Origin of the sequence: Nostoc sp. FACHB-888 (assembly GCF_014696655.1) — a bacterium.
Taxonomy (GTDB): Bacteria; Cyanobacteriota; Cyanobacteriia; order Cyanobacteriales; family Nostocaceae; genus Nostoc.
On sequence record NZ_JACJQM010000040.1, the window covers coordinates 13574 to 38902 of the forward strand.

Genomic DNA, 25329 nt, shown 5'->3' on the forward strand with positions numbered 1-25329 from the left:
TCTTTTACTCAGTTTGTTCGGTAGAATCTATTACTACGTCTTGGTATTCATTGTTATCCAAATTCACCTCTAAAGTCTTTCCTTCTATTGTCACTTTATCACCTGGCACTAATCGCCGCCCTCGTCGGGTTTCTAGCATACCGTTGACTTGGACATCGCCACCTTGAATCATCAGCTTGGCTTGTCCTCCACTTGGCACTATACCCATCAACTTTAAATATTGATTTAACTTAATTGTGTTGTCTCTGATTTTCTTCATAGTAAATAAAACTACATTACTTTAATTCTATCGCGCCGTTATCAAGCCAAAGGGTGAATCTGTTGCACCACATAATGAGCTAAATACAGTATTTCATTAATTCGTAGTGAATTAAATCTGGCAATACCCTGCAATGCAATGCCAATGCGTCCCCCTGCATTTAAAAATGCTACTGCTTAGGTAAACTTTTAGAACGAAAATCAACGTTTGGACTGATTTTACTAATTGGCTGTTGTGCAATACTTTTCAGATAAGGCTAACAATCTGCCTTTTGATCTAAAAAAAGGTTACTGGGCTTGGGGTAAAGGCGAACTTAAACCCTTTCGCCCTTAAGCGCAAAGGATTAGGCTATGGCGATCGCTATAACAAAAACTGTGATGCCAGTTTATTATCTATAATGTTGATCGGCAAAATTTCCAGATATAAGTGAACAAATTAGTCTGGAAGGTTCTTTTAGTGTATTCAGGGGACTGGATCTATGATTAAGCTCGGTTTATTGGTACAGTCCCAGAATAACTCTTTGGGTATCGGAAAAGTTACAGAAATATCTGATGACAATGCGAACGTTGAGTATTTCTGCTCTATAGGGCAACGTCTCCAAAAAACTTTACCTTTAAATTCTCTCTCTGAGGTTAGGCTTGAACCCCAAGCTAGATGTTATATTAAGTCCCAAACTCAGGATAAATGGATAGTTGGCAGAGTTTTCATCTGGGATGAAGATACAGAAATGTATCAAATTGATTTACCAGACAAGAAAACTGCGATCGCATCTGAAGAAGACATTTACGTTCGTTGTAATCTCCCAAACACAGACCCCATCGAAACTCTGGCGATGAAGGGCCACGAAACGCCTTACTTCCACGATAAAAGATTGGCTTTCGTCAAATCCTTGATTAAGCAACGCGCTGTCAGTCGCGGGATGACGGGATTGATTTCGGCAAATATCAATCTTTATCCTCACCAAGTTGAAGTTGTGCGGCGGGTACTGGAAGACCCAATTCAGCGTTACTTGCTAGCAGACGAGGTGGGACTGGGAAAAACCATCGAAGCGGGTGCGATTCTGCGTCAATTCCTTCTAGATGAACCGAAAAAAAATGCGGTGGTATTAGTTCCGCAATATTTACTCAAACAATGGCGGACTGAGTTAGAAAACAAGTTTTACATTTCCCATTTTGGCAAACGGGTAGCGGTGCTGGCGGTTGAAGATATCCATAAAATCAACCTGAAAGCGAAGATAGGCTGCTTAATTTTAGATGAAGCCCATCATATCGCAGCAATGGCAACCTCTAAGGATGCGGCAGTGCGCCAGCGTTTTCAGAATTGCAAAGAATTGGCTCATAAAAGCGATCGCTTGCTTCTATTATCGGCCACTCCTGTTCTCAATCATGAGCAAGATTTTCTGGCTATGTTGCACTTGCTCGACCCAGCAACCTATAAAATTGGTGATTTAGCAGGTTTTCGCGCCAAAGTTGAAAGCCGTCAAGAAATTGGTAAACTTCTGCTTTCTTTTAAAGAAGGTGCTAAACCTGCTGTACTTAAAAGCAACTTGCAGCAACTACGAAACCTCTTGACTGAGGATGAGTATTTACAAAAGCTGGCGGATGATTTAGAAAATTTACAAGCAAATTCTACCGAGCAAGATCAAATCGTTCAAGCGATTCGCACTCACGTTAGCGATATCTATCGACTACACCGCCGAATGCTTCGCAACCGTCGCGCGGCGGTGGAAGATGTGATCTTTGACCGCAATTTTACGCCCAAAGAAGAGTATGATTTAGACGAGCGATCGCCTGATATCCACGAACTCCTCAATCAATGGCGCGGTGTTGCTCCTAGTGAAAAGCCATATCAGCGAATTTTTCTGTTATTATTCCTAGCTGCTGGTACTTGGTTAGGGATTTTAGAGCAAGTAATTACCGCCCGGTTAACTGGTAAGCCTCATGCTAAACTCATCCAAGAGTTTAAAGAAGATGATATTCGCCTATTAACTACAACCCCCAAATTCTCAGGGGAAGAAGAGATTCTGCAATCCTTCCTCAAAATTATTCGTCAACCTCAAGAAGATGGAGGACGGACGGAAAATTTGAAAACAGTGCTGCTGAATCAGTTAGGTACATACTTCAAAATTCCCGCAAACGTTCGGAAAAATCAAAAAGAATTCATCACGAGGATACAGCAGAGAATCAAGAGACCAATTTCTGGCGATATTCTGCCCAAATTTGTTGTATTTACCAGTTTTGTGCAAACTTGTGGCGAAATAGTCCGGTATTTGTCTGATACCTTTGGTGCAGAGACAATAGCCAAACATCAATTTGGGGAATCACCAGACAAAGTTGAGGAAGGCTTAAGTAAGTTCAGGAATAACCCAAACTGCTTTATTTTAGTATGCGATCGCTCTGGAGAAGAAGGACTTAACCTCCAATTTGCCGATTGGTTAATTCACTTTGACCTTCCTTGGTCGCCTAATCAATTAGAGCAAAGACTTGGTAGACTTGACCGCATTGGCAGCAAAATTGGAGTCCAATCTTGTGTATTGATTGGCCCTTATTTGGAAGATAGCCCCCACAATGCTTGGTATCAAGTATTGAAAGATGGGTTTGGTATTTTCCAACAATCAATTGCGAGTTTACAGTTTTATGTAGATGATAAACTTGCAGAATTAGAAACAGCTTTGTTTAAATCAAGTGCTGCTGGATTGTTAGAGATGATTTCACCAATTCAAGAGCAAATTGAAGCCGAAATAGCAAAAATTAGCGAACAAAATGCTTTAGATGAAATTGACGCTAACGATGAAATTGCCACGGAGTATTTTCAAGAGTTAGATAATTACGATGCTTGTCATCTAGAAATGAAACGAGCAATTGAAGGTTGGATTTGTGACGCACTGGGATTCAGAGGACTAAATAATCCAGATTCATCAGATATGCGACGTTATCAACCGTCAACGCGGACATTGGTTCCCATAAATGAGTTAAAAAACCGTTTTGCTGATAGTTACCTAGACCAATTTGGCACTTATAATCGTCGGGTAGCAAACCAGAATCCTGGTATTAAACTCTTTCGGGTTGGCGAAGGATTTGTCGAAGCACTCTGGAACTATATAAACTGGGATGACCGAGGTGAAGCCTTTGCTTTGTGGCGCACTGATGCATCTTGGGACTCTAAAGAAGGGAAGGAGTGGTTTGGTTTCCAGTGCAATTATGTAGTCGAGGCAAATTTAAGAATTGCCAAACAAGTTTTACTAGATAACAAACTCGATAATTCTCAATTTAAAAACTTGCAGCGACGCGTTGATGCTCTATTTCCGCCAATTATAGAAACTATCTATGTTGATGGCCGTAATGAGCCAATCCGTGTTGTTGAAGATAAAGCGCTCTTAAGTATCCTGCAACGTCCATATAAAGATAAAAACAACAATCAAGGACGAGATTACAATTTGGCAAAAGAGCGCTTAGGAATTATTGACGATTTTGTTGATCCTAATAAATGGCAAAATTTCTGCTATCAAGTGCGTAACACTTCTTCAGAACTACTCTCCAATCGTCCTGATTTTGTTGATTTATGTCAAAGTTGTGCTAAGGTCGCTGAAAAGAAATTAGCCAATAGAGTAGAACAATTACGTCTGCGTTTGAACCAACAAAGCTGGGATAATGCCTTAGCTGAAGAATTAAAGATAGAAACTGCTTTAAATGCAGCCATTCTCCAAGGAATTCGCCAGCCCCAAATTAGGCTTGATTCTGTCGGCTTTATTGTTGTATCGGGGCGATCGCTTGTGCAATTTGAGTGATATTATCGAACAGAATTCAGGAGTCAGGAGCCAGAATTCAGTTGGGTATTTTGTACGCCTGGCGGATAGCGCAGCGTAAAGCCTACGACATGGCTTCTCGTTTAGCCCATTCTGACTTCTGAATTCTTCTTTTATGACTTCCGCCTTGCGGTACTAGCCCCAGATTTTAGCCTGATACCATTTCACGAAAACCGTGATACATATAGATTTCTCGTAGGGGCACGGCAATGCCGTGCCCTTCCCCAACGTATTTGTATCATTATTAAAGTAAAATGGTATGAGAATGCTTTTTATCAGAAAAAGTTAGGTTCAAAACCTCGCCCCTTGTGGGCGAAAAAATCCTTGTTTCTCAAGGTAGGTAAAAACCCGACTTCTGGTGGGTGGCTGAATTAATTGCGTTAGCGGAGCGGGGCGTTAGCCCATTGCGAATTGCGAATTGCGAATTGCGAATTGGCTTTATGCAGTTTTAGCACTCTTAGTAATTGGTTCCTCTGGAGTCGCTCTCAAGCGTGCTGCTGTGCTTTTACGGATGCGATCGCTTTTACGAACACCACCCGCCATCTCATATTCATGGCTATCTTTGCCGTATTTAAAGGCAACTCCAAGAAGCATCTTTTCTGTCAAGTCGCTCAAAGTTGTTTCTAACTCTTTCATCTCATTTTTGTAAGAGTCAATCAAAGCCAGAGTAGTATTATAAGCTTCTATTTTGCTACGGTACTGCTGAATTATTTGTGTGATATTTTGCAAATTGCGAGCATCGCCAAAATCCATACTCGGATCAATTGCTTTGAGTCCGGACATTCTCAATTCAGCTTTTTCTAGAGCGCGATATGTACGCTTTTGACGAGGCATAGTTATGTTCTTTTTATTGTGTTCTAGAACTAGCTTGCCTTATTAAAGCTTAATTTTGGTTGAGTAAAATCCACAAACTTGGTGCTGAATATAACTATAGCTTAAGTAATATCCATTAAAACTATGATGTTTGTAACGAAAATTGTAGTGGTGGTAACTAAACTCGTAACATTGTAACGAAAATTATGATATTTGTAACAAAAATCGTAGCGTTCGTAACTACACTCGTTATTTTAGTAACAAATTTGTAATATTGTAACGAAAATTATGATGTTTGTAACAAAAATCGTAGTGGTGGTAACTAAACTCGTTATTTTAGTAACTTAGAGCGCGATGTTGGTGGCGATGTTTAGTAACGGTAACTGGTTTCAATTCAAAAAGCTTAGATATCACACGCAATATATTGAGAAAGTAATCCTGAACTCTGCAAAATCCGTAACGCTGAGTAAAATATGGGTTTTTTAACTTAGCTGCGGAATTTAGAACAAAAGTAGTGTATTAATAAGTAAATAGGATACACATAGCCAAGGCAGGATATGATACTTGAAACTGCGGCGATCGCTGTTGGCACTATAATAGCTACCAAAGCCTTAGAAAAAACAACCGAAAAGGTCACAGAAAACTTATTAGATAAGACTGGCAAGTTTCTCGTCACCCTAAAAAAACAGTCTCCTCAGACTGTAGTTGCTATTGAGAAAGCACCAGAGCAACCACTCGATTATGGCAAAGCTGTACTAGAAGTGGAATCTGCGGCTAAAGCTAATCCTGAAGTGGCTCAAGCTGCACAAGAATTGGCATTATTAACAGAAAATAATCCACCGTCGAACTTGGCTGAAATTCTCAAGGAGATAAAAGCGGCTGTGGAAAAATCTCAACAATCAAACCCTTCAACTTTTAGCCAAAATATCCAAAAAGTGATTAATGCGGCTCAAAATCAAAACATTGACCAAAGAGGTAGTACTTTTCAGATTTGAGTGGAGTCGTCTGACGGGAAACGGACAAAGTTAACTCCCACAAAATCTATTCCTCATCGCGGTTCTGTTAATTTCGTCGGGCGAGAAACGGAATTGGCAACAGTGCATGAAGACTTGCAGCGCGGGGATTATGTCGCCATAGCGGGAATGGGTGGCGTGGGCAAAACTGAATTAGCTACCCAATACGCGAGACGATATCAACCAGATTATGGCGGAATTGCCTGGTTTAACGACAGAGAAACTAATCTCGCCGCCGAAGTTTTAGAGTTTTTCCGGTTGCAGTTAGGTTTGGAGATTCCCCAAGAATTAGGAGGCAGACTTTTAAGCCTGAAAGAACAAGTCGCCTGGTGTTGGTCTAAATATCCCGACTCTCCCTTGCCTATTTTAATCGTCTTCGATGACGTAACTAATTTAGACAACCTCCACCAAGTTGTTCCCAAGGATAACCGCTTCCGAGTCTTAATTACTACTCGACTGCGGGATTTAGACTCAAATTTTATTCAAAAGATTTCTTTAGATGTTCTCTCGCCGCAAAAAGAACCAGGCAAAGCCTTGGAACTGTTAAAACGACTGTTGGGAAAAGCAGATAGGCGAGTTGAAAATAAACCACAAGCCGCAGCAGCAATATGTGAATCTCTAGAATATTTACCCTTGGGCATAGAGTTAGTGGGTGGCTATTTAGTACGCGACCCGGATATATCTTTGGATATCATGTTTGGGCGATTGCAAGAACGTAAATTAGCAGAAGCAGCTTTACAAGACCGGGAAACTCTCACCTCAACTCAACTAGGAGTCAAAGCCGCCTTTGCTTTAACTTGGTCAGAACTTGACCTAGTAGCGCAACAACTAGGAATATTTTTGAGTTTATTTTCTCCTGTACAGATTCTTTGGGATTTGGTTATTTGGGTAGCGACAGGTGGAGGGGAAGCAGAAAATCAGCAACAAAGACAGCTAACTTTGTCAGAAGATGAATTAAACGCAGCTAAAAAGCAACTCTACGGGCGCAACTTGCTGCAACTAGTAGAAGATAGCGAAGGATATTATAAAATTCATGCCTTAGTGCGGTGGTTTTTGCAAGCACAGTTAGCCGAGGCTGGCGAAATACAATCAGTTTTGGAAACAACCTTCGCCACTGCGATGATAGGCTTTGCTCAAATTCTTCCTGATTCACCCACTTCTGAGCAGATTGAAAGCATCAGAGATATTGTTCCCCATCTCGAAGACTTGGGTAAACGTATAATTGCAGAGATAAAAGAAGCAACAGAGGCGCAGATAATTTCTTTAGCATCAGTTCCCAGCGATGAAGTAATTTGGGTATTTGTGGGGATAACAAGATTTTACGAAGGACAGGGATTATATAAATTAGCAGAACCTTGGAGTGAAGAATGCGTAAATGTTTGCCAGTCCTTGTTTGCTGGCGACCATCCGGATGTGGCTACTAGCTTGAACAATTTAGCTTTGCTCTACAAGAGCCAAGGACGCTACAGTGATGCCGAACCTCTGTACATTGAAGCCCTGGCAATGACAAAGCACCTGTTTGCTGGCGACCATCCGGATGTGGCTACTAGCTTGAACAATTTAGCTTTGCTCTACAAGAGTCAAGGACGCTACAGTGATGCTGAACCTCTGTACATTGAAGCCCTGGCAATGACAAAGCGCCTGTTTGCTGGCGACCATCCGGATGTGGCTACTAGCTTGAACAATTTAGCTAGTCTCTACAATAGCCAAGGACGCTACAGTGATGCCGAACCTCTGTACATTGAAGCCCTGGCAATGAGAAAGCGCCTGTTTGCTGGCGACCATCCGGATGTGGCTACTAGCTTGAACAATTTAGCTAGTCTCTACAAGAGCCAAGGACGCTACAGTGATGCCAAACCTCTGTACATTAAAGCCCTGGCAATGTGCGAACGGGTGTTAGGCGTTAATCATCCTACTACAAAGACAATTCGAGGAAATCTAGCAATCCTGCAACGCCAGTCTACTCCCCGTGCTATCTGGAAAAGTCGGTTAGGTCAGTTTGTGCAAATCTTGTTAGCAATATTAATTTTACCGTTTTCTCTGTTGTGGCGATTGGCTAAAAAATTAATTCGTAATTAAAACATTTGCTTTGCGCGATGTTTAACAATAAGCTAGCCACAGCAAAGCTTTGATAGTTTTCGGAAGTGAGATTTTGAAACTACTGTTTAAAATCCATACCTTAATAGTCATTGTCAGCTACACAAATTCCTTTACATTTAATACCGTTCGTAGCTGTGCGCTGGCAATGAGAACATAGAACTTTTTCCTGTTCTGTTTCTTGATTGATATTTATATTAGTGTTTGCAGTAAAAGAGTCTTTTTCGTTCTGGATTTTTATAGTCATAAGGGTGGAGGGATTTTTTGCGGTTTACAGTAAACTTGTCATTTAGAAGCGATGCTTATACCAATTTTTTATGAAGCTGCATAGAATTCGATCCCCCCTAGCCCCCCTTAATAAGGCTACGGTGTACACACAAGTCTTCTAGAGTTGCATCGTAGGCTTTTGATCCCCCCAACCCCCCTTAAAAAGGGGGGCAAAAGCTTCTCAAAGTCCCCCTTTTTAAGGGGGATTTAGGGGGATCTCCAAGGACTTTGAGTTTGTACAGAGATATGTGTACACCGTAGCTTAATAAGGGGGGAACCGGAAAAACATTTATCAAAGTCCCCCTTTTTAAGGGGGATTTAGGGGGATCAAGATATGTACAACTTCACATTAAATTGGTATTAGAACCTCAATATTGATTGACCAATCGGTTTGGTTTATTTAGGTTCAGTTTCTCGACCACGTTGCGTTTTTTTAACAAACCACAGAGGCGCAGAGAAGCCAGTGCGTTGGGCGGGTTCCCCGACTTGAAGCAACTGGCGCGACACAGAGAGAAGAAGTCAATGCTTAACTGAACTGTATCAGCGATCGCATTTAGTATTTCAGATTTGATGCTCACAATTCTTCAAAATACTTAAAGCCACTGCCTCCGCTACCTTAATGCCATCGATACCAGCCGAGAGAATTCCTCCTGCGTATCCCGCGCCTTCACCAGCCGGATAAAGACCGACTGTATTTAAACTCTGATAATCTTCTTTGCGTTTAATCCGAATTGGTGATGAGGTGCGGGTTTCTACCCCAGTCAAAATAGCATCATCCATCGCAAACCCTTTAATTTGTTTGTCAAAAGCGGGAAGTGCTTCACGGATGGCTGCGATCGCATAATCTGGTAAACTCTCACTCAAATCACCCAAATGTACCCCAGGTGTATAAGACGGTTTAACTGTGCCCAATGCTGTAGAGGGGCGATGGTTGAGAAAGTCTCCCACCAACTGCCCTGGAGCTTCATAAGTCCCGCCGCCTAACTCAAAAGCCCGTTCTTCCAAGCGCCGTTGGAAGTCAATTCCCGCCAAGGCATTGCCTGGATAATCTTCGGGTGTAATGCCCACAACGATCGCACTGTTGGCATTGCGCTCATTGCGAGAATATTGGCTCATCCCATTGGTGACAAGTCGCCCTGGCTCTGATGCGGCTGCAACCACCAAGCCTCCCGGACACATACAGAAACTATAGACGGAACGTCCATTTTGGCAGTGGTGAACCAGTTTGTAATCGGCAGCACCTAAAAGCTTATGACCAGCCTGAGCGCCGAAACGGCATTGGTCGATGAGAGACTGGGGATGTTCGACCCGAAAGCCAATGGAAAATGGTTTAGGCTCGATGTAAACCCCGCGATTATATAGCATTTGGAAGGTATCGCGGGCGCTGTGACCCACAGCCAAAACCACATGATCGCTGGCGATATATTCCCCACTGGCGAGGGTGACTCCCCGCACCTGTCCATTTTCGATGTTGATATCTTCCACCCGGCTTTGAAAGCGAATTTCACCGCCGAGGGATTCGATTTTGGCACGCATACTTTGGACGATTCCCACCAGTTTAAAAGTGCCGATGTGCGGTTTGTTGATATAGAGAATTTCTGGTGAGGCTCCCGCGTTGACGAGTTCGGTTAATACCTTGCGCCCATAATGCTGAGGATCTTTGACTTGACTGTAGAGTTTGCCATCGGAGAATGTACCCGCCCCACCTTCGCCAAACTGGGCATTTGATTCGGGGTTGAAGTCTGATTTTTTCTTCCAAAAGCCAAAAGTATCAGCAGTGCGATCGCGAACTTGTTTCCCACGTTCTAAAATAATGGGACGAAACCCCATTTGCGCCAGCATCAAACCCGCAAACAATCCACAAGGCCCAGTACCAATTACAATGGGGCGAATCGCCAAATTGCTCGGTGCTTGTGCCACTGGGCGATAACTCATGTCTGGCGTAACCATTACATGAGGATCTTTTTTCAGGCGCTTGAGTAGATGAGTTTCCTGAGTCGTTTCTACATCCAGAATATAAACAAGGGTAATCTCTCCTTTCTTACGGGCATCGTAGCTACGCTTGAAGATAAAATAGCTGATCAAATCTTCGTCCGTGATTTGCAGCTTTTTGAGGATGGCAGTCTTGATCTCATCTTCAGGATGATCAAGCGGGAGCTTTACTTCAGTTAGTCGTAACATAGCGAGGAGAAATGCATACTGTCTATCAAAATCTTAACAAGAGAGGCAGGAGACAGGACGACTACTGGCTTTTGCCGAAACTTTACATAAACCAATTCGCAATTCGCAATTCGCAATTCGCAATTCGCAATTACGTTTTATCACAGGGTTTTAACCCCGTGACAAAACTTTTGGCCTTCAAAGGCGTTAGCGTAGCGGCACGAAGTTCGGTTTTAGACCCGATTGTTTTGATAATACGTAGCAAAAACTACCTTAGAGAAACAAGAAAAGTTTAGTTGAAATCAATACCTGTTAAGGTGTAGTTCTAGTGTATTGAGCAACTTGGGCAAATCCTTTTGAGAAACCTGACGTGTACCCGTCTCGACTGCATCAACCCAGGAAACGCTTTTCTCCATCGTTGTAGCGAAAAATGCTCTAGACCAGCCTTTTGCTTTTCTCGCTTCTCTAATGACATTACCTGATAGAGGCTGGATGTTGTTTGCACTTAGCTGATTCGAGTCCACGGTCAAGCGTTCCTGTGCTTCTGCTGGTAAATGAAAACGCCATCTAGAGCTGAGTATTTGATTCCAGTAACCTATAGGTCTTTTAGCAGTTTTGCTACTTGTTAACCAAGCTGGCCCTGTTTCCAGTTCTGCTTGCCATCCGGCTTCTTTGACAACTTTCAAGTCAGTTTCCAAATCATCAGCCATTTGTCGCCTAAGCTGTCTATCTTGCTCTGCTGTTGACACTTTGTCTTTGCCGTAAGCAATCTCCATCAGAGCCTTGCCCATTACACAATCCTGGAATTCCGGTTTGATTTGGAAGGTTAGCCAAACTAGCATTCTAGCCGCGCCAGCATTTTGTTTACCAATACTAAATAGTTTCTGTACGGTTTTCTTGGTAATAATTCCAGTGTGGTAGTGGTATTTAGATTTGTTGAGGAAGTATTTTGTCCATACTCCAGCTTGACCTATCACCTTTAAACCCACTAGCTTGTTATTGCCAGTTTTATCTGTTTCAAAATCTCGGATTATGCTGATGTCCCAAATCTTTAAATCAGCAACAGTAAAAGCTCCAGCTTTTTCCTGTTTAGGCCATGCAATACAAGCTAGTACTTGAGCAGGTTGCCGTAACAAGTGGTACAAAATACTCAATTTTTCATGCTTGCATAAGTCCCTGCGTTTCACAAGCCCTGTGTATTCAAATAGTTGCTTATCATCAATTACAAAATTGCCTGACCAAGGTTTATCTAAGTTAGCTACTAAGGCACAGTAAATCAGGTGAATAGCACACGCCCTTGGATCAAATTCGTCTATAACAACTAAAGCTGCCTCTTCTGCCAGAGTTTCTGGTTGTGGAGTTTCGGGATTATCTGTTACATAGTAAAAGATTTTTCCTTTTCCAGTTTCAGCTTCTCTTTCATAACTAAAAGTATTATTTACTTGATTCCATGACAGATTCATTTTTTGAGATAAGACTTCGGCAACTCCATACAAAACTAGCGACAAGGCAGCAACATTGGTCTTACTATCAGGAAATAAAGAAGCTTTTTTGAATCGCCGAGGTTTTGCTGAATCTTGGTAATTTAATTCTAAGTTTTGCTCATATTTATTAGCTCTATCTTGAAGAGGAATTTGCTTTTTTAATTGAGTATTTGGATCTTCTAAAGATTCTTTATCAAAAGCAACATTAGTTTCGCTTGGATTACGGGAAACGGTAATTCCCATTACCTGGTGAAATAGATGTAGAAGTTTACTATATAATGTTTTTGCTAACTGTTTCATTTTTCTACCAATCTGCTGCTCACGCAAGTAATTTACAATAATGAAATAAAGCCTAAGTTTATTCTAATTAACCTCGCTAAAATATAACTCTCAGCCGCTTGTAGTCGCTTTAAACAATTACCAACAATGCAAGAGATTTTCTACTAGGTGATACCAATCTAATAAAAAGTGGTCAAGTAAAAATCAATTTTTTTACTTGACCATAATTATCAGTGATGAGTTCAAGCTTTCACTGATTGTAATTACGAATTGCAGCTTTGCTGCTTGAGGTTACTAGCGGTACTGTTGGTCAGCCGGATCTCCATACGGGTCTTCGCTAGCTGGACGGACGTTACCATACTGCCCGTAATCCGCCGGATCGCCGTAGGGGTCTTGGCTAGCTGGGCGGACGTTACCATACTGCCCGGAATTTCCTTGGTTGCCTCTTTGCATCAACTTTTTCATAGCTAAAGCGGCGATACCAGCCATCGCTCCCTTCGCTAATGGATTGCTCATAATGTTACCACCTTGACCACCCATAAAGCTCCCCGCAGCACCACTCATAATTTGACTGAGTATATCTGGTTGTTGCTGGTGAACCCGGCCTGTCGCTTGAGCAAGATAATTTGGGTCTTGAAAGCGATCGTCTATACCATCTTGGTTTAGATCGGGAAAATTCAAGTTTGAAGAGCGCGTCTGCTGTTGAAGAGAGCGACCGAACTGCATCCGCTCTTGTGGTGACATCCGACTAAAAGCTTCTTGTGCAGATTCATGATAAAGGTCTGGAGGTAACTGTCTAGATACTTGCTGATAACGGTTTAAAACTTCTTCATCTGAGTATCCCTCATGAGGTAAACCTTGCTCATAGCGGTTGACAAAATTGCGGTAGTCATTTTCTGGAACCTCACCGCCACCAAAAATTTTTTCTAATATATTCATTTGTGGCTCCTAAACTGTGATTTCACTAAATTCTCAACGGTAAAGTAATTACTTTCAATATATTAATTGTTATATCTTTTCAAAATCATCTATCAAAGGTTACTCTTACTTTGATAAAAGTATAACTATTAGTATATAAAACTCAGGGTTGAATTTTGAAAGCATCCTGAGACTCAAAACCCTGTTGTACAAAAATTATAGTCCAAAATCTTTTCAACAATTAAATAGGATTTTTATATACTCGTATAAATTCTTAAAAAAGACTTTTCTGAAAAAATATAATAATGCTTGATATTATACTTATGAGTATTATTAACTTTAAATCCGGAAAAAGTTTGTATAAAAAAATAGAATGACGGTTAAACGCCATCTATTTATAATCTGTACAAAAATTAATATGTCGGAACAGTACCTGCACCCAAACTTCTTAAGTCTCGCCCTGTGGGACTGTTGTTATATCCTTGAAAGTCACGGTATTGTTGTGCTTCCTCCTCTGGAACACGAATGCCCTCTTGTGGCGGTGTTACCCAGACAGGGCGATTTTGAGCATCTCGATAGTAAACACGTCCATTCTTAGAAAGGTAGTATTTCCCCTGCGCTCCCGCTCCTTGGGCATTCTTTCGCTGATTGTAGAGGTAGTAAAGTCCAGCAGCTCCTGCCAAGATTGCCACTTTCTGCCCTGTACTTAATCCCCTCCTAGCTTGGGGTTGATTTACGGGAGCGCGATTATTTAAATTTCTACCAACAGTATCGTCAATTGGAGGTGGCGCAGCATTTTGGGAACCTCCGCCGCAGCTTGAAAGCAGAGGGACTGTTAGCAATGTTGAAAGAAATACTGTTGTTGTCAGCGAAGCTAATTTATTTGTCTTGATCATACATTTTCTTTTCCGGCTAATTTAGCTGATGTGGTATAAGATAGGACTTACGCAAAAGTGCTAAAAAGCTTAATTTATCGAACCGCCATCCGTAGGAACACCAAGAGTCTACAGTTTTATGCAATGGTCAAGCAAAACTCAGTTTTTTACTTGACCAAAAGCTCACATACACTGTATCCGCCACCATACTTTAGTTAGCTTAAAGTCTGTGATTCTTCTCTGTCTAGAGTTTGTTTTTTAAGCAAGCGAATTTCTGCTGCTAATTCTTGCCGAGTGGAATCTTTGAGCAAATAGCGGAAAGTAAACCAAATTGTGTAACCAAGTCCAATTAATTGGAGAGATGGAGAAAGTAGGGGAATATCATTTATGGCGTTGAGTACCGCTAGAAAAATCCTTAGTGCCGTAACTGTTATCACAAGCAATGCAAAGCTGATAAACAGCGATTTGTATTCTTGGTAGAATCTACCTATGTACTCAGGTATATTTGCCAAAAATATAGAAATCTGGCTACCAACTTTTTGCCATTGTTCTTCATTTTCCGAGGCGGGTGGCAACATTGCCAGGTTTCCTGGCTCTGAAGTTTTAAGTACTTCTATCTGGTTTTGGGAGGCAGTATCGACATACTGTTGCTGTAATTCTGTATCCATAATTATCTCCTGATTTTCTGTAATGAGAGCAGTTTTAAAGTTTACACTTTGTTATTATCAATTTTGGCAACGCTTGCTTTGCAACTAGCTAGCTAGATTTATTAACTCCTTAGCGGCACAGCTAATTTATTTGCAAACTTATTAGGAGTTTAATAATATTTAGACATTTCTAGATTTTTTTCTCATCAATCTTTTGGCAGAGATTTTATCTTCTAGAAGAGTTATTGAGCAAGTATTACAACTTAACCAAATAAAGCTTTAACAATGTAAGGGTATTTGATTTAATTGTAAGGTGTTAATAAGCAGATCAAACTAGCTAAGTTTGATGCTGTGTATTGATTTAGTTAACTTTAGTTTTGAAACTTACTGCTAGAAACTAGTCACATAAATGCTAGAAACTAGTCACAGTATTTACAAAAATTAGTTTAAATAAATTTTATAAATAGTAATACATTAATACTAAAAAGTTGTTTTATATCATACTTGTGGGTTATGAAAATATATTTAATTACTTCGATTGATTAAATATCAAGATAATTTAACTCAATCCTTGGAGAGAAGATGTTTATAAACTAAATTGTGTAATTTATAAAAAGATACAGCAAGATTTTAAGGAATAAAATAATGTCACTCCAAAAAATAAGTGAATTTGATCCAGATTACCCTAATACTATTGAAGGTAACGACATCAAAGGAATGGGTGTGTATCTTCAAGGAACTGATGAGAAGATTGGCACAGTAAATGATGCTGTAGTAGATGCTCAAGGAGCATTCCGCTACTTAATTGTTGACATAGGCTTTTGGATTTTTGGCAAGAAAATCTTACTACCAGTAGGTAAATCGCGTATTGACTCTACAGCAAACCGTGTATATATCGTTGGCATAACAAGAGAGCAAGCGGAAAATTTACCTGAATATCAAGAGCATACAACGCTTGACTACGACTATGAAGAACAGGTGCGTGGAGGATATCGCACACGCTCTGTAGAAAGTTCAGCTACGCTAGGATCGACAGCTGGCGGCACTACTCCTAGTCCTGACACCTACACCTACGCAGACGACGCGGATCTGTATGATGTTAGCACTCACGAAGACCAAACCTTCAAACTTTACCAAGAAAGGCTAGTTGCTAGTAAGCAGCGCCGGAAAAGTGGAGAAGTATCGATTAGTAAGCATGTTGAAACCGAAACTGCAAGAGTTGCTGTTCCGGTGGAAAAAGAGCGAGTCGTGATTGAGCGAGTGACTTCTCAAGACACAGGCAAAGTTGTGTCTGCGGAAGCGGCTGACTTCCGTGGGGGCGAGGTAGCACATATAGACCTCTATGAAGAAGTTCCAGACATCCGAAAGGAAGCTTTTTTGCGCGAAGAAGTCAAAGTGCAGAAAGTTGTAGACAAAGAAACCGTTGAAGCTCAAGAAACCATTCGACGCGAAGAATTAGATGTTGATACTGATGGAACTCGAATAGAGAATAAAACTGACCGGGGTTAACCTACTTAAACTACAAAGGTGATTGCATTTGAGTTAGTAGGAGTGGGTTTGCTACCTACTTCTACTAAAAATACTTTCAGTAGATTGATATTGCAGAAAAGTCATTAGTTTAGATGAGGTGGTTAAATTGAAAATAATTCAAAAGTTTCGTCGGGTTTTAACAGCTTTAGTCTTGGTATTAGTACTAACAACAACTGCCGCCTGTAGCGGTACTGTTCAAGCTAAACAACCAACTCAATTACCGTCTGGAATCAGTCATAGCGCCGACTATGCCGTGTTGTCACGCGGTAACAGTGTACAGGGTCAAGATTTTGGAAACTGGGTTGTCAGCACAGCCAAAGGAATTGTCCAAGATGCTTATGTACGTGACAACAATAAGTTAGGTATCGTGATTGCGCCTCAAGTTCGTCCGACCGAAGTGCGACCATTAGCAAAATCCTTACTCCAAGGTTTTCACAAAAATTTCCCCAATCAAGACTTAAAAGTTTTGATGTATGCACCAGACAAAAAACTGATTTTGACGGCTGAGTATGATAAGCAATCTCAGCAAATTGAGTATAAATAAGGACTCATTTTTTGGAGAAAGCTTGAGTTAATTCAGTTGATTGCAAGTATAAAAAGGAGACATTTAAAATGAGCAGCAGTGACAAGTATAAACGCGAAATTCTGAATGACTTAGCGCATGGTAATACAGAATCTTTAGATGATGTTTCATCTGACCCAACCAAGGAATACCAAAATTTTGACGATTTTGCCCAGCGTTCATCTCACGATCAACGTCGGCAATTGTTTAGTAAATCTTTCAACCATAACAGCATTCCACCAAGCCAGCTAGAGCCAGAACTCCAAAAGGCGATCGCTCAGATTAAGCCTAATGAACGAGATGATGTTGCACGGGCATTTTTCAAGCACTTAAAGCAAAGAGGGCTAGACGAGCGCCATCTAGAGCGAGATTTGGGACTTTCTACCCACAACCCTAACCACATAAGTGCAGATGACCTCAGCAAGGTGGCATCTTTCACATATCATAGTCATCCTGACATCTTCCACGAAGTGATGGCTGAACAACCAGCGATTCTGAAGTTTCTCAGTAATCCAATGGTAGGAGCAGCTTTAGGAGCGATCGCCTCTAAATGGTTTGGTCGTCATTAGTAATATCATGCTGGGTTAAAGACTTATCATTAAGACTGCAAGGGGGCAGGGAGCAGGGAGAGAAAGGGTTTTCAAGTTTTTGCACAGATAGTCAAGAACACCAAAATCTCCAATTTAGTGGCTTGCAATTTAGATAAAATGTGAGCCACTATTTATTATTCCAACCTGCTGCCTTCTTCACACAAGACTAACAGCCGCTTCTAACATTCGTATTGTCCCAAGTTCGGCATTTATTTCCACTTCCGCACCGATTGGCAAAGTAAATTTATCCTTAATATGACCAATCATTGAACCGTACCAAGCAGGAATATCTAAAGGAAGTATGTGTTGTTGCAATACTTGGATTAATGTAAATGACGGTTCATCTCCAAGACTACATTTAGTGCATTGCCCAAAGATAAAGCCAGCAATTTGATTAAGTATTCCAGCAGTTTTTAACTGTGTCAGCATCCTATCTATACGATAAACATCCTCGCCAACTTCTTCCACAAACAGAATGCTTTTGTTCCAAGAAGGTAGGTAAGGTGAACCTACCATTGCTGATAAGACTGATAAGTTTCCACCCACAAGTTTACCTCTCGCCTTTCCCGGTGCTATTGTCTCCACCCGCACTTCGCTAGGGTTGAGATTTTGCATAGTTACCGCTTCAGCATTAAATAGGATGCGCTTGAAGTAATCCACTGTAAATTGATTCCAGGTAGACGTAGCAACTGGCCCATGAAAAGTAATCATTTGACTACGGGCATTAATTGCTAACAACAGCGTTGTAATATCGCTATAACCGATGATAATTTTTGGATGGGAACGGATTAGCGAGTAATTGAGTAGGGGTAAAATGCGATTACAACCCCAACCACCACGCATGGGAATAATTGCTTTGATGGTGCGATCGCTAAACATCAAGTTTACATCCTGGGCGCGATCGCTATCTTTACCAGCTAAATAGCCGTAACGGTCTAAAATATGCTTTCCCAGCTTGACTTTTAACCCTAATTGTGAAATAGATTTCTGCGCTACTTCGATGTCTTTGGCATCAACGATACCCGCAGGGGCGATTAATCCTACGGTATCGCCTACTTGCAGGCGAGGCGGCTTGCGGATAGTGTTTGGAGATGGCTTACCTTGGGCGGTAAGTGCTGGTATTTGGGTGGCTAAGGTAGCCAGCCCACAGGTTGTGAGAAATTGCCGACGTTTGATAGTCATAACCATTCAGTTGGGGACTAAGCAATAGGACTGTTTTCCTAATACCTAGTACCAGGAATCTAAGCCTTTTGATTTTCACAAATCAAATAGGATTGCTATATGTAAATTCTGATTGACTAATTTTACTCCTGAATCATGCGGCGAAGATCGTCAAGAGGCGACTCTGGTTCGGTGATTTCTGAATTGTTGCTGTTAGTTATTTGTATATCTTCCTCTTCAATATAAAATTCAACACTTATTTTAACTTTCACTTTCCCTTTTTTCCAGCTTTGAGAACCTAGTGTTAAAATTTCGCAATCTGTGCCCTTCTGAAACCAATTCCCTTTTGGAGACTCTTTTATATGTATTCCTTTGCTACTTAATTCTTGATTCAACTTATATTCTATTGTCGCGTTAAAGGAAGCATCGATTGCTCGTTTAAATTTCGCAATTTTATATGTGTTACCTCCGAAGTCTAAAATATCACCATCATTGCACTCTATTTGCTTAAATCCATCTTCCATATCAACCTCAATTTATTAAAATTTTCTACTTTACACAAAGCTGTATTTAGTGAGTGCTAAAGCACTCACTAAAAGCTATAATTATCTCAAATCATCTTTGAAATTAATATTCAACCTTTTGTACCACATCTGAAATCAAAAATCCATTATTAGCAAACTTACCAACAGTATCAACCGAATCGCCAATTACAGGCAAAAAGTTGTCATATAATTGTATCGCCTGTAAACAACTATTGATACTAGAAGCTGCTGAATTATATGCTGCAATATTTTTTTCAACAGTACTCAATAATCGGCGATTATTCGCAATTTTTTCTTCAGCTTCTTGTTCCAATGTTTTCTCTAAATAAGCACGCGCTTGTGGATATTGCTGCAAAATTTCATCTGCTTGCTTATCTGCCATTGGCAACAACTGAGTTTTGAGCGTTTGATTAATGGTTTGACGGAAAGATTTACGAATTGTGTGGGAAACTTTTGGTTCAAAATCTAACTTCAATAATTGCCTAATTGCTGGTTCCGCTTCCACGATACTTTCAGCGTCGTAACCTTGAGAAGTTTGTGATAAAGTTTGGCGAAATTGATATATAGAAAAAGTGCCTTCATCATAAAATCTGGGACTTTCTCGCACAAAGCGATCGCACTCTACACTAGCTGCACTAACTAATGCTTGAGTAACTCGTTTTTCTAATTGTCTAATCTCTTGTTCAATCCCACCATCATTATCTAACAAACGATACAACTGGCGATAATATTCTGACTTACGAATCTTTTCAATCAATCGCTGGAAATAATTTGCAATTACTTGCTGAGAAGATTCAATTAAAATATCTTCTAATTGATTTGCTAAGTAATAAAATGCCTCAACTAAAATAGCAATTAAAGGCGCGGTAGCGTTGCGAGGATGGCTGATGGTTGCACGTTGATAAGCAGAAGCTACAGAAAAAGTATCTAGCAATTCATCTAATCGGCGAATCATTCGTGATTGTAGTTGCCTAAAATCTGCTTCAAAGGCATCACAATAATTATTAATTATTTGGTTAACTTCTTCTGTAATATGCTGACTAAATTCTCTACCAATTTGCTGAAGTTGCTGATTTAGGCGTTGCAACTCTTGCGCCTTCATAGTCTCAATTTCTTGGGGCTGACTATCTAAATTGCGTTGGACACTCTGATAATGTTTTTTCAGGTTAATACAAACATCTTCCAAATCATCAGCAAGATTTTTAAATAATTGGGGGCGCTTTTCTTCTGTAAGATAGCGAGTAATGGCTGTGCGAAATTCTTCAGTCCCACTATCTTGAATTAGTTTTTCTATCAATTCATTTCCCCAATCTCCCAGAATCCGCACATAATTTTGATTTGGGGTTTCAAAGCCATTAACAGATACACGGAATTTAGTGGTAGAAAGTTTTCCTGAATTTACGCAGTAGTTGTTGAACGCATAGATAAATTGTGGTGTTTCTTCATTACCATCTAAACCTTTAATACTTTCTGCAAAAACAGAATCTAAACCAAATCTATCTAGTTGGCTTGTCTGTTTAATTTGACTCTGTACCTGTAGCGTGTCCCTCTGCACTGTAGAGTAGTTCTCTCTCTAATAATGCATTAATTAGCATTGATTTACCAGCGCTAAACGCACCTGCAAACACAATTTCAAATTTTGGAGAAATCGCTTTATTTAGAGAAGTTCGTACAGGTGTAATATCTTGAAAATGTAGCGTTGGTTCTTGCTGTAAAAGTTGTAATATAGACTCAACTTGCTCTTTCAAGTTTTTGCATTGAAACGGTAAATCTGACATATTCAGCATCCTGACAATATTTCTGTATATTTTAGTTACATTTATTGCCTTGATGGTTCAGTAGTATTTCTGAGATATTTGATGCGATTTAGTTACTGGGTATCATTTAACCCATAAAGATTATGTCTGCTTAAAAACTTATTATAATGACGCAAAAAGAAGTCTGATTACGACATTGGCGAGGCCAACTTATCCGCCTCGCTGTAGTCAGTGAGCAAGAAGAGATCAAATCAAACAAAGAGCAATTTGAACTAGGTAATTGTAATCCATTCTACCGAATAATTAGCTTGCAGCAAGGGTTTAAGCCCTATTTTGATGCAACTTAAATTGACCTATTTAGCCTAAATTCCAACAAAATAAAAAAATCTGTGTATTTAGATACTTTTTAGGGATTTTTTGAGAAATGTCATGTTATTGTAACTTTAGTAAAGCCTTGTTAGTCAATTCAGGGAGTCATGATTATCGAGTGGTTCATTCATGATCAACGGTAAAAAAGTTCGGTTAAAGTGGAAAAATTATTGGTTTAAAACCCTTGGTAGATGGCGCTCGTGTCCGCTAACCTGTCCAATAGACAGACCTCATCATCGGCATATTTTTTGGAGTTGGATCGGTAGTTTCTTAGCCATTACTGCAACGTCTTACCTTGCTATAAAAACGAATTCTCCTTTGCTGATGGCTCCTTTTGGTGCTACGAGTGTTTTAATCTTTGGTGTCCCTGACAGCCCCTTGGCTCAACCTCGCAATGTCATTGGGGGTAATCTTTTAGCTGCGATCGTGAGCCTGATAATTCTGCATTTTCTGGGTTCTTCTCCCTTGGCAATGGGAATGTCTGTTTCTACTGCGATCGGAATCATGCAGCTTACCGGAACTCTACACCCACCTTCTGGTGCTGTTGCATTAGTCGTCATGATGACGAAACCGGACTGGCAATTTCTGCTAACACGTGCTTTGGAGGGATCGATGATTCTAGTGCTATGCGCTGTGATCTTCAATAATTTAGCGGAAGAAAGAACGTATCCAAAGCACTGGTTATAGGAAATTCGGGTTTAAAAACACACAGATGTGCGCCCTTACTTTTCCAGACTCCAGCCCAACGCTAGTGCTACTTCAGTAGCTAATTCTAAAGGATTGAATGGTTTAGCGATCGCACTGATCATTCCCATCTGCTTATAGCGATGGCGATCGGAAGCCTGAATTTTGGCAGTTAACAAAATTACCGGAATCGCTTTGGTTAAGGGATTTTCTTGTAACTTTTCAAAGGTAGCGATACCATCCATATTTGGCATCATCACATCTAGTAAAATCGCATCTGGTTGGCAAGTCTCAGCTTTCATTATGCCCTCTTGACCAGAACTCGCTGTCTCAACTTTCCAGCCTGCGACTGTTTCCAAGCAAATCTTGGTAACTTCTTGGATGTACTGCTCGTTATCAACCACTAGAATTTGCTTTGTTGTCATCACTCCTATCCTCCTGTTGGTTGTAAGAAATTTGCTGAAGTAACTCCATCACCCTTTGTTCAAATTCTTGGGTGGTAACATCCCCTTTGGTCAAAAATTCAGTATCTGAACTTAGTTTGCTATCTATAGTTGGCTCGTGATGACTATAACTTACAGGAATGTCGGAAGAATTTTCTAAATCAGTATTTTGGACAGTCCTAAACAACGGCAAAGTGACGTAAAAAGTGCTACCTTCACCCAACGTACTTTCAGCCCAGATGCGTCCACCGTGCTGTTGCATAATGCTCCTACAAATTGCCAAACCCAAGCCAGTACCATCATGGTTACGTGAATCTGAGGAGTCAACTTGTTGAAAGCGCTCAAAGATACTCTCAAGTTTGTCAGTTGGGATACCGCGTCCGGTGTCTTTGACTGTTAACAAAATTTCATCACCTTGTTGTTGCGCCCCCAACCAAACTGTAGATCCAGGAGACGAAAATTTAATGGCGTTGCTTAATAGATTGGTCAAGGTTTGGACAATGCGATCGGAATCTGCCAATACTTGGCCGGAGAGGGGAGAAATGGATAGCGTCATTCCGGCTTTATCAGCCAGAGGCTGCATGACATTTACTGCCTGAGTGACCAGATCAACGATATTGCAGATTTCTGGTTCCATCTTCGCCTTACCCGACTCGATCCGTTCAATGTCTAGGATGTGGTTGATTAAGCGTACTAGGCGTTCGCTGCTATCAGTAGCAATTTGCAGCAGACGTTTTCCCTGCTCTGAATCTGTCGCTAGTAAACCACTGGCTAGCATTCCTAGAGAGCCGTGAATCGAAGTTAGAGGTGTGCGGAGTTCATGACTAACAACAGAGACAAATTCATCTTTCATCCGCTCAATTTGCTTGCGCTCTGTTATATCTCGCAATATTACTGTATAAAATATCTCATTACCCATATCTATTTTAGAGATGGAAGCCTCCGCTGGAAATTCAGTACCATCCTTGCGGCAACCATAAATTTCACGCCGTTCTCCCATTCGGCGGGCAACATTAGGAGATTGGCCAAAGTCAACCACATGTTGACGATGCGCTTGGAAAAAGCGCTGCGGTAAGAGTAAATCAAGACCCCGTCCAATCACTTCCTGGGCAGAGTAGCCAAAAATCTTCTCTGCTCCTTGATTAAACAAGGTGATACTTTGGAATCCGTTGATGGAAATAATTGCATCATCCGCAATATCTAAAATCCGGGCAAATCGAGCTTGAGAAAACCGTAGTTCTTCCTGTGTCTGCTGACGTTCATCAAGTTGTGACTGCAACTGTTGATTCACGCTAATTAACTCGGCGGTACGCTCTGCTACTCTCAATTCCAGTTCGTTGATCGCTTGCAAATTAAGGGATGAGGAGGAATTTACTTCCCCTGCTCCCCCGCGGGCCACACGCTGCCGCAATTTTAACCGTTCTAAGCGATTAACGATTCGGGTTACCAATTCTGGCCCAACAATGGGTTTGCTTACAAAATCATCAGCACCAACACTAAACACCTGATTTACCATTTCGGCATCGCTATGCACAGTGAGGAATAAGATGGGTAACTCATTCCAGGGCGAATCATTACGTACCAATTTGCAAAGTTCTATACCATTTGTATAGGGTAATTCTACATCCAAAATCAGCATATCTGGGGCAACCGCTTCCAAGGTTTCCCATAACTGACGCGGATCTTCAAGAGCGATCGCTTTAAGTCCCCAAGGGCTAAGTAAGGTTTGCAACAATGCCTGAATTTGCGGATCGTCATCCACAACCAATATTTTAGTTTCTGTATAAGGATCATTTTGCAACGGTTGCGCCGTTGTTTTTAATGCCTGTGGAATTGATGGTGATGCAGATATTGCCGCTTCGTCGTTTCCCTCAATTTCTCGACGCAATAACTTTACCCAACTTTCAAGGTTGCTAATCTCAGATTTACTCAAGGTTTGACCAGAACTCAATAGCAGTTCGATATTACGTGCCAATTTTGAGCCAAGAGGTAACCCAAAAGTACCTAAAGATCCCGCTAAGGTATGCGCCTCTTTGGCTGCAAGGGAAAGCAATTTAATATTTAAACTATTTTGATTTAAAGTTGCGATCGCTTGCTCTATTACCTTCACCTGCTCATCTACCCGCCCTTGAAATCGTTGCCAAATTTCTGCAACTGCTATTAGTGCTTGCTGCTGTGATTTGAGATTTGTAACTTGAGACTTTGCACGATCTAATTCCCCTCTGCTCCCCTGCTCCTCTGCTTTCTTGCTCCTCTGCTCCCCTTCTTCGATCTGTTTGAGACGATAACCGATACCATAAACTGTTTCAACCAAATCAGTGGGCGCTCCTACAGCTTTGAGTTTCTGCCGTAACCCTTTGATGTGAGTGCGAACAGCTTCTTCTTGTGGAGTATCTTCATAAGACCAAAGATGTTCTAATATCATGCCGCAGCTAAACACCCGGTGACTATTTCGCAAGAATAGTTCTAACAGAGCAAACTCTTTTGGGGTAAGTGTTAGCAGATTGCCAGCATAGATAACTTCACAGCTACTAGGGTTTAGCTGCAACTTACCATACTCCAACACTGGTTGTGAAATTGCACCTTTGCGACGCAACAGCGCCCTAATCCGAGCAATTAACTCTTCTTGTTCAAAGGGTTTAACTACATAGTCATCTGCGCCTGCATCTAACCCAGTTGCTTTTTCATGACTACTATCGCGCCCTGTCAATAACAATATTGGCATTTGCAGACCACTAGACCGAATTTTACGACAAAGACTAATGCCATCCAGCTTGGGCAAACCTACATCCAAGAGAATTAGATCATAATCGTAAACTTGAATCAAATCCCAAGCAGCATCACCATCAGTAGCAACTTCAACCGCATAGTTTTGGTTAGTCAAAACAGCGGTGAGTGCATAGGCATTTAACTCGTCATCCTCTACAACTAAAAATTTCATGTTAAAAGCTTTACAAGTTAAAATGTATACAACAGATAACAAGCAATAAACATAAATTGCAAAATAAATTACAGGGTTTTTAAATAATTAAACCACACCATTCCCTATCCCTACACCCTCAAACTGAGTA

19 protein-coding genes and 1 pseudogene are annotated in these 25329 nt (G+C 40.9%); 7 read left to right on the top strand and 13 right to left on the bottom strand.

Annotation, left to right across the window (positions count from 1 at the left end):
- Positions 1–4: 4 nt before the first annotated feature.
- Positions 5–259, bottom strand: a complete 255-nt coding sequence (locus tag H6G26_RS22425; RefSeq protein ID WP_190731364.1) for an RNA-binding S4 domain-containing protein — start codon at positions 257–259, stop codon at positions 5–7.
- Positions 260–737: 478 nt separating this feature from the next.
- Between H6G26_RS22425 and dpdE the strand changes: the two genes are divergently transcribed.
- Complete coding sequence (dpdE, locus tag H6G26_RS22430) at positions 738–4046, top strand: protein DpdE (RefSeq protein ID WP_190731365.1); 3309 nt, start codon at positions 738–740, stop codon at positions 4044–4046.
- A 456-nt stretch (positions 4047–4502) separates the two neighbouring features.
- Here dpdE and H6G26_RS22435 read toward each other — a convergent pair whose 3' ends face one another.
- Complete coding sequence (locus H6G26_RS22435; RefSeq protein WP_190731366.1) at positions 4503–4898, bottom strand: hypothetical protein; 396 nt, start codon at positions 4896–4898, stop codon at positions 4503–4505.
- Positions 4899–5434: 536 nt separating this feature from the next.
- Here H6G26_RS22435 and H6G26_RS22440 point away from each other — a divergent pair.
- Both H6G26_RS22440 and H6G26_RS22445 read left to right on the top strand, forming a co-directional pair.
- On the top strand, positions 5435–5872 hold the full coding sequence (locus H6G26_RS22440) for a hypothetical protein (RefSeq protein ID WP_190731367.1): 438 nt from the start codon (positions 5435–5437) through the stop codon (positions 5870–5872).
- Positions 5873–7969, top strand: coding sequence for a tetratricopeptide repeat protein (locus H6G26_RS22445; protein WP_190731368.1), 2097 nt, complete (start codon positions 5873–5875; stop codon positions 7967–7969).
- A 653-nt stretch (positions 7970–8622) separates the two neighbouring features.
- Here H6G26_RS22445 and H6G26_RS22450 read toward each other — a convergent pair.
- The 6 genes from H6G26_RS22450 to H6G26_RS22475 form a co-directional block, all read right to left on the bottom strand.
- Positions 8623–8832, bottom strand: coding sequence for a hypothetical protein (locus H6G26_RS22450; RefSeq protein ID WP_190731369.1), 210 nt, complete (start codon positions 8830–8832; stop codon positions 8623–8625).
- Positions 8816–10435, bottom strand: coding sequence for an NAD(P)/FAD-dependent oxidoreductase (locus tag H6G26_RS22455; protein ID WP_190731370.1), 1620 nt, complete (start codon positions 10433–10435; stop codon positions 8816–8818). The genes H6G26_RS22450 and H6G26_RS22455 overlap by 17 nt, the downstream gene beginning before the upstream one ends.
- Positions 10436–10716: 281 nt before the next feature.
- Positions 10717–12198, bottom strand: coding sequence for a helix-turn-helix transcriptional regulator (locus H6G26_RS22460; protein ID WP_242053829.1), 1482 nt, complete (start codon positions 12196–12198; stop codon positions 10717–10719).
- Positions 12199–12471: 273 nt separating this feature from the next.
- A complete protein-coding gene (locus tag H6G26_RS22465; protein ID WP_190731371.1) occupies positions 12472–13116 on the bottom strand; it encodes a hypothetical protein in 645 nt (214 codons plus the stop codon).
- A gap of 392 nt (positions 13117–13508) precedes the next feature.
- A complete protein-coding gene (locus tag H6G26_RS22470; protein WP_190731372.1) occupies positions 13509–13991 on the bottom strand; it encodes a hypothetical protein in 483 nt (160 codons plus the stop codon).
- 194 nt (positions 13992–14185) lie between these two features.
- Complete coding sequence (locus H6G26_RS22475; RefSeq protein ID WP_190731373.1) at positions 14186–14638, bottom strand: CAAD domain-containing protein; 453 nt, start codon at positions 14636–14638, stop codon at positions 14186–14188.
- A gap of 624 nt (positions 14639–15262) precedes the next feature.
- On the opposite strand from H6G26_RS22475, the gene H6G26_RS22480 reads away from it, so the two are divergent.
- The 3 genes from H6G26_RS22480 (at position 15263) to H6G26_RS22490 (ending at position 17278) form a co-directional block, all read left to right on the top strand.
- Positions 15263–16126 carry a DUF2382 domain-containing protein gene (locus H6G26_RS22480; RefSeq protein WP_190731374.1) on the top strand — a complete coding sequence of 288 codons (864 nt, stop codon included), beginning with the start codon at positions 15263–15265 and terminating at the stop codon, positions 16124–16126.
- A gap of 127 nt (positions 16127–16253) precedes the next feature.
- Positions 16254–16691: a hypothetical protein gene (locus H6G26_RS22485; RefSeq protein WP_190731375.1), complete on the top strand. Its 438-nt coding sequence runs from the start codon at positions 16254–16256 to the stop codon at positions 16689–16691.
- 68 nt (positions 16692–16759) lie between these two features.
- Positions 16760–17278, top strand: coding sequence for a hypothetical protein (locus tag H6G26_RS22490; RefSeq protein WP_190731376.1), 519 nt, complete (start codon positions 16760–16762; stop codon positions 17276–17278).
- Positions 17279–17455: 177 nt separating this feature from the next.
- Here the strand turns inward: H6G26_RS22490 and H6G26_RS22495 are convergent, their stop codons facing one another.
- The 3 genes and pseudogenes from H6G26_RS22495 to H6G26_RS22505 all read right to left on the bottom strand — a co-directional run bounded on the left by H6G26_RS22495 (position 17456) and on the right by H6G26_RS22505 (position 20783).
- Positions 17456–18481, bottom strand: a complete 1026-nt coding sequence (locus tag H6G26_RS22495) for an LD-carboxypeptidase (RefSeq protein ID WP_190731377.1) — start codon at positions 18479–18481, stop codon at positions 17456–17458.
- A gap of 122 nt (positions 18482–18603) precedes the next feature.
- Positions 18604–18984 (bottom strand): KGK domain-containing protein, encoded by a 381-nt coding sequence (locus tag H6G26_RS22500; protein ID WP_190731378.1) that lies wholly within the window; start codon positions 18982–18984, stop codon positions 18604–18606.
- Positions 18985–19087: 103 nt separating this feature from the next.
- Positions 19088–20783: pseudogene (locus tag H6G26_RS22505) on the bottom strand (hypothetical protein).
- Between the two features lie 477 nt (positions 20784–21260).
- Between H6G26_RS22505 and H6G26_RS22510 the strand changes: the two are divergent.
- Positions 21261–21818, top strand: a complete 558-nt coding sequence (locus tag H6G26_RS22510) for an HPP family protein (RefSeq protein ID WP_190731379.1) — start codon at positions 21261–21263, stop codon at positions 21816–21818.
- 35 nt (positions 21819–21853) lie between these two features.
- Here H6G26_RS22510 and H6G26_RS22515 read toward each other — a convergent pair whose 3' ends face one another.
- Entirely contained in the window at positions 21854–22240 is a 387-nt protein-coding gene (locus H6G26_RS22515) for a response regulator (RefSeq protein ID WP_190731380.1), read from the bottom strand.
- The gene (locus tag H6G26_RS22520; protein ID WP_190731381.1) at positions 22212–25199 is read right to left on the bottom strand and encodes a response regulator; all 2988 of its coding nucleotides are present in this window, start codon (positions 25197–25199) and stop codon (positions 22212–22214) included. The genes H6G26_RS22515 and H6G26_RS22520 overlap by 29 nt, the downstream gene beginning before the upstream one ends.
- Between the last annotated feature and the right edge of the window lie 130 nt (positions 25200–25329).

Coding starts and splice junctions, on each gene's coding strand:
- H6G26_RS22425 (WP_190731364.1), bottom strand. CDS start 259: ATGAAGAAAATCAGAGACAACACAATTAAGTTAAATCAATATTTAAAG.
- dpdE (WP_190731365.1), top strand. CDS start 738: ATGATTAAGCTCGGTTTATTGGTACAGTCCCAGAATAACTCTTTGGGT.
- H6G26_RS22435 (WP_190731366.1), bottom strand. CDS start 4,898: ATGCCTCGTCAAAAGCGTACATATCGCGCTCTAGAAAAAGCTGAATTG.
- H6G26_RS22440 (WP_190731367.1), top strand. CDS start 5,435: ATGATACTTGAAACTGCGGCGATCGCTGTTGGCACTATAATAGCTACC.
- H6G26_RS22455 (WP_190731370.1), bottom strand. CDS start 10,435: ATGTTACGACTAACTGAAGTAAAGCTCCCGCTTGATCATCCTGAAGAT.
- H6G26_RS22460 (WP_242053829.1), bottom strand. CDS start 12,198: ATGAAACAGTTAGCAAAAACATTATATAGTAAACTTCTACATCTATTT.
- H6G26_RS22465 (WP_190731371.1), bottom strand. CDS start 13,116: ATGAATATATTAGAAAAAATTTTTGGTGGCGGTGAGGTTCCAGAAAAT.
- H6G26_RS22470 (WP_190731372.1), bottom strand. CDS start 13,991: ATGATCAAGACAAATAAATTAGCTTCGCTGACAACAACAGTATTTCTT.
- H6G26_RS22475 (WP_190731373.1), bottom strand. CDS start 14,638: ATGGATACAGAATTACAGCAACAGTATGTCGATACTGCCTCCCAAAAC.
- H6G26_RS22480 (WP_190731374.1), top strand. CDS start 15,263: ATGTCACTCCAAAAAATAAGTGAATTTGATCCAGATTACCCTAATACT.
- H6G26_RS22490 (WP_190731376.1), top strand. CDS start 16,760: ATGAGCAGCAGTGACAAGTATAAACGCGAAATTCTGAATGACTTAGCG.
- H6G26_RS22495 (WP_190731377.1), bottom strand. CDS start 18,481: ATGACTATCAAACGTCGGCAATTTCTCACAACCTGTGGGCTGGCTACC.
- H6G26_RS22500 (WP_190731378.1), bottom strand. CDS start 18,984: ATGGAAGATGGATTTAAGCAAATAGAGTGCAATGATGGTGATATTTTA.
- H6G26_RS22510 (WP_190731379.1), top strand. CDS start 21,261: ATGATCAACGGTAAAAAAGTTCGGTTAAAGTGGAAAAATTATTGGTTT.
- H6G26_RS22515 (WP_190731380.1), bottom strand. CDS start 22,240: ATGACAACAAAGCAAATTCTAGTGGTTGATAACGAGCAGTACATCCAA.
- H6G26_RS22520 (WP_190731381.1), bottom strand. CDS start 25,199: ATGAAATTTTTAGTTGTAGAGGATGACGAGTTAAATGCCTATGCACTC.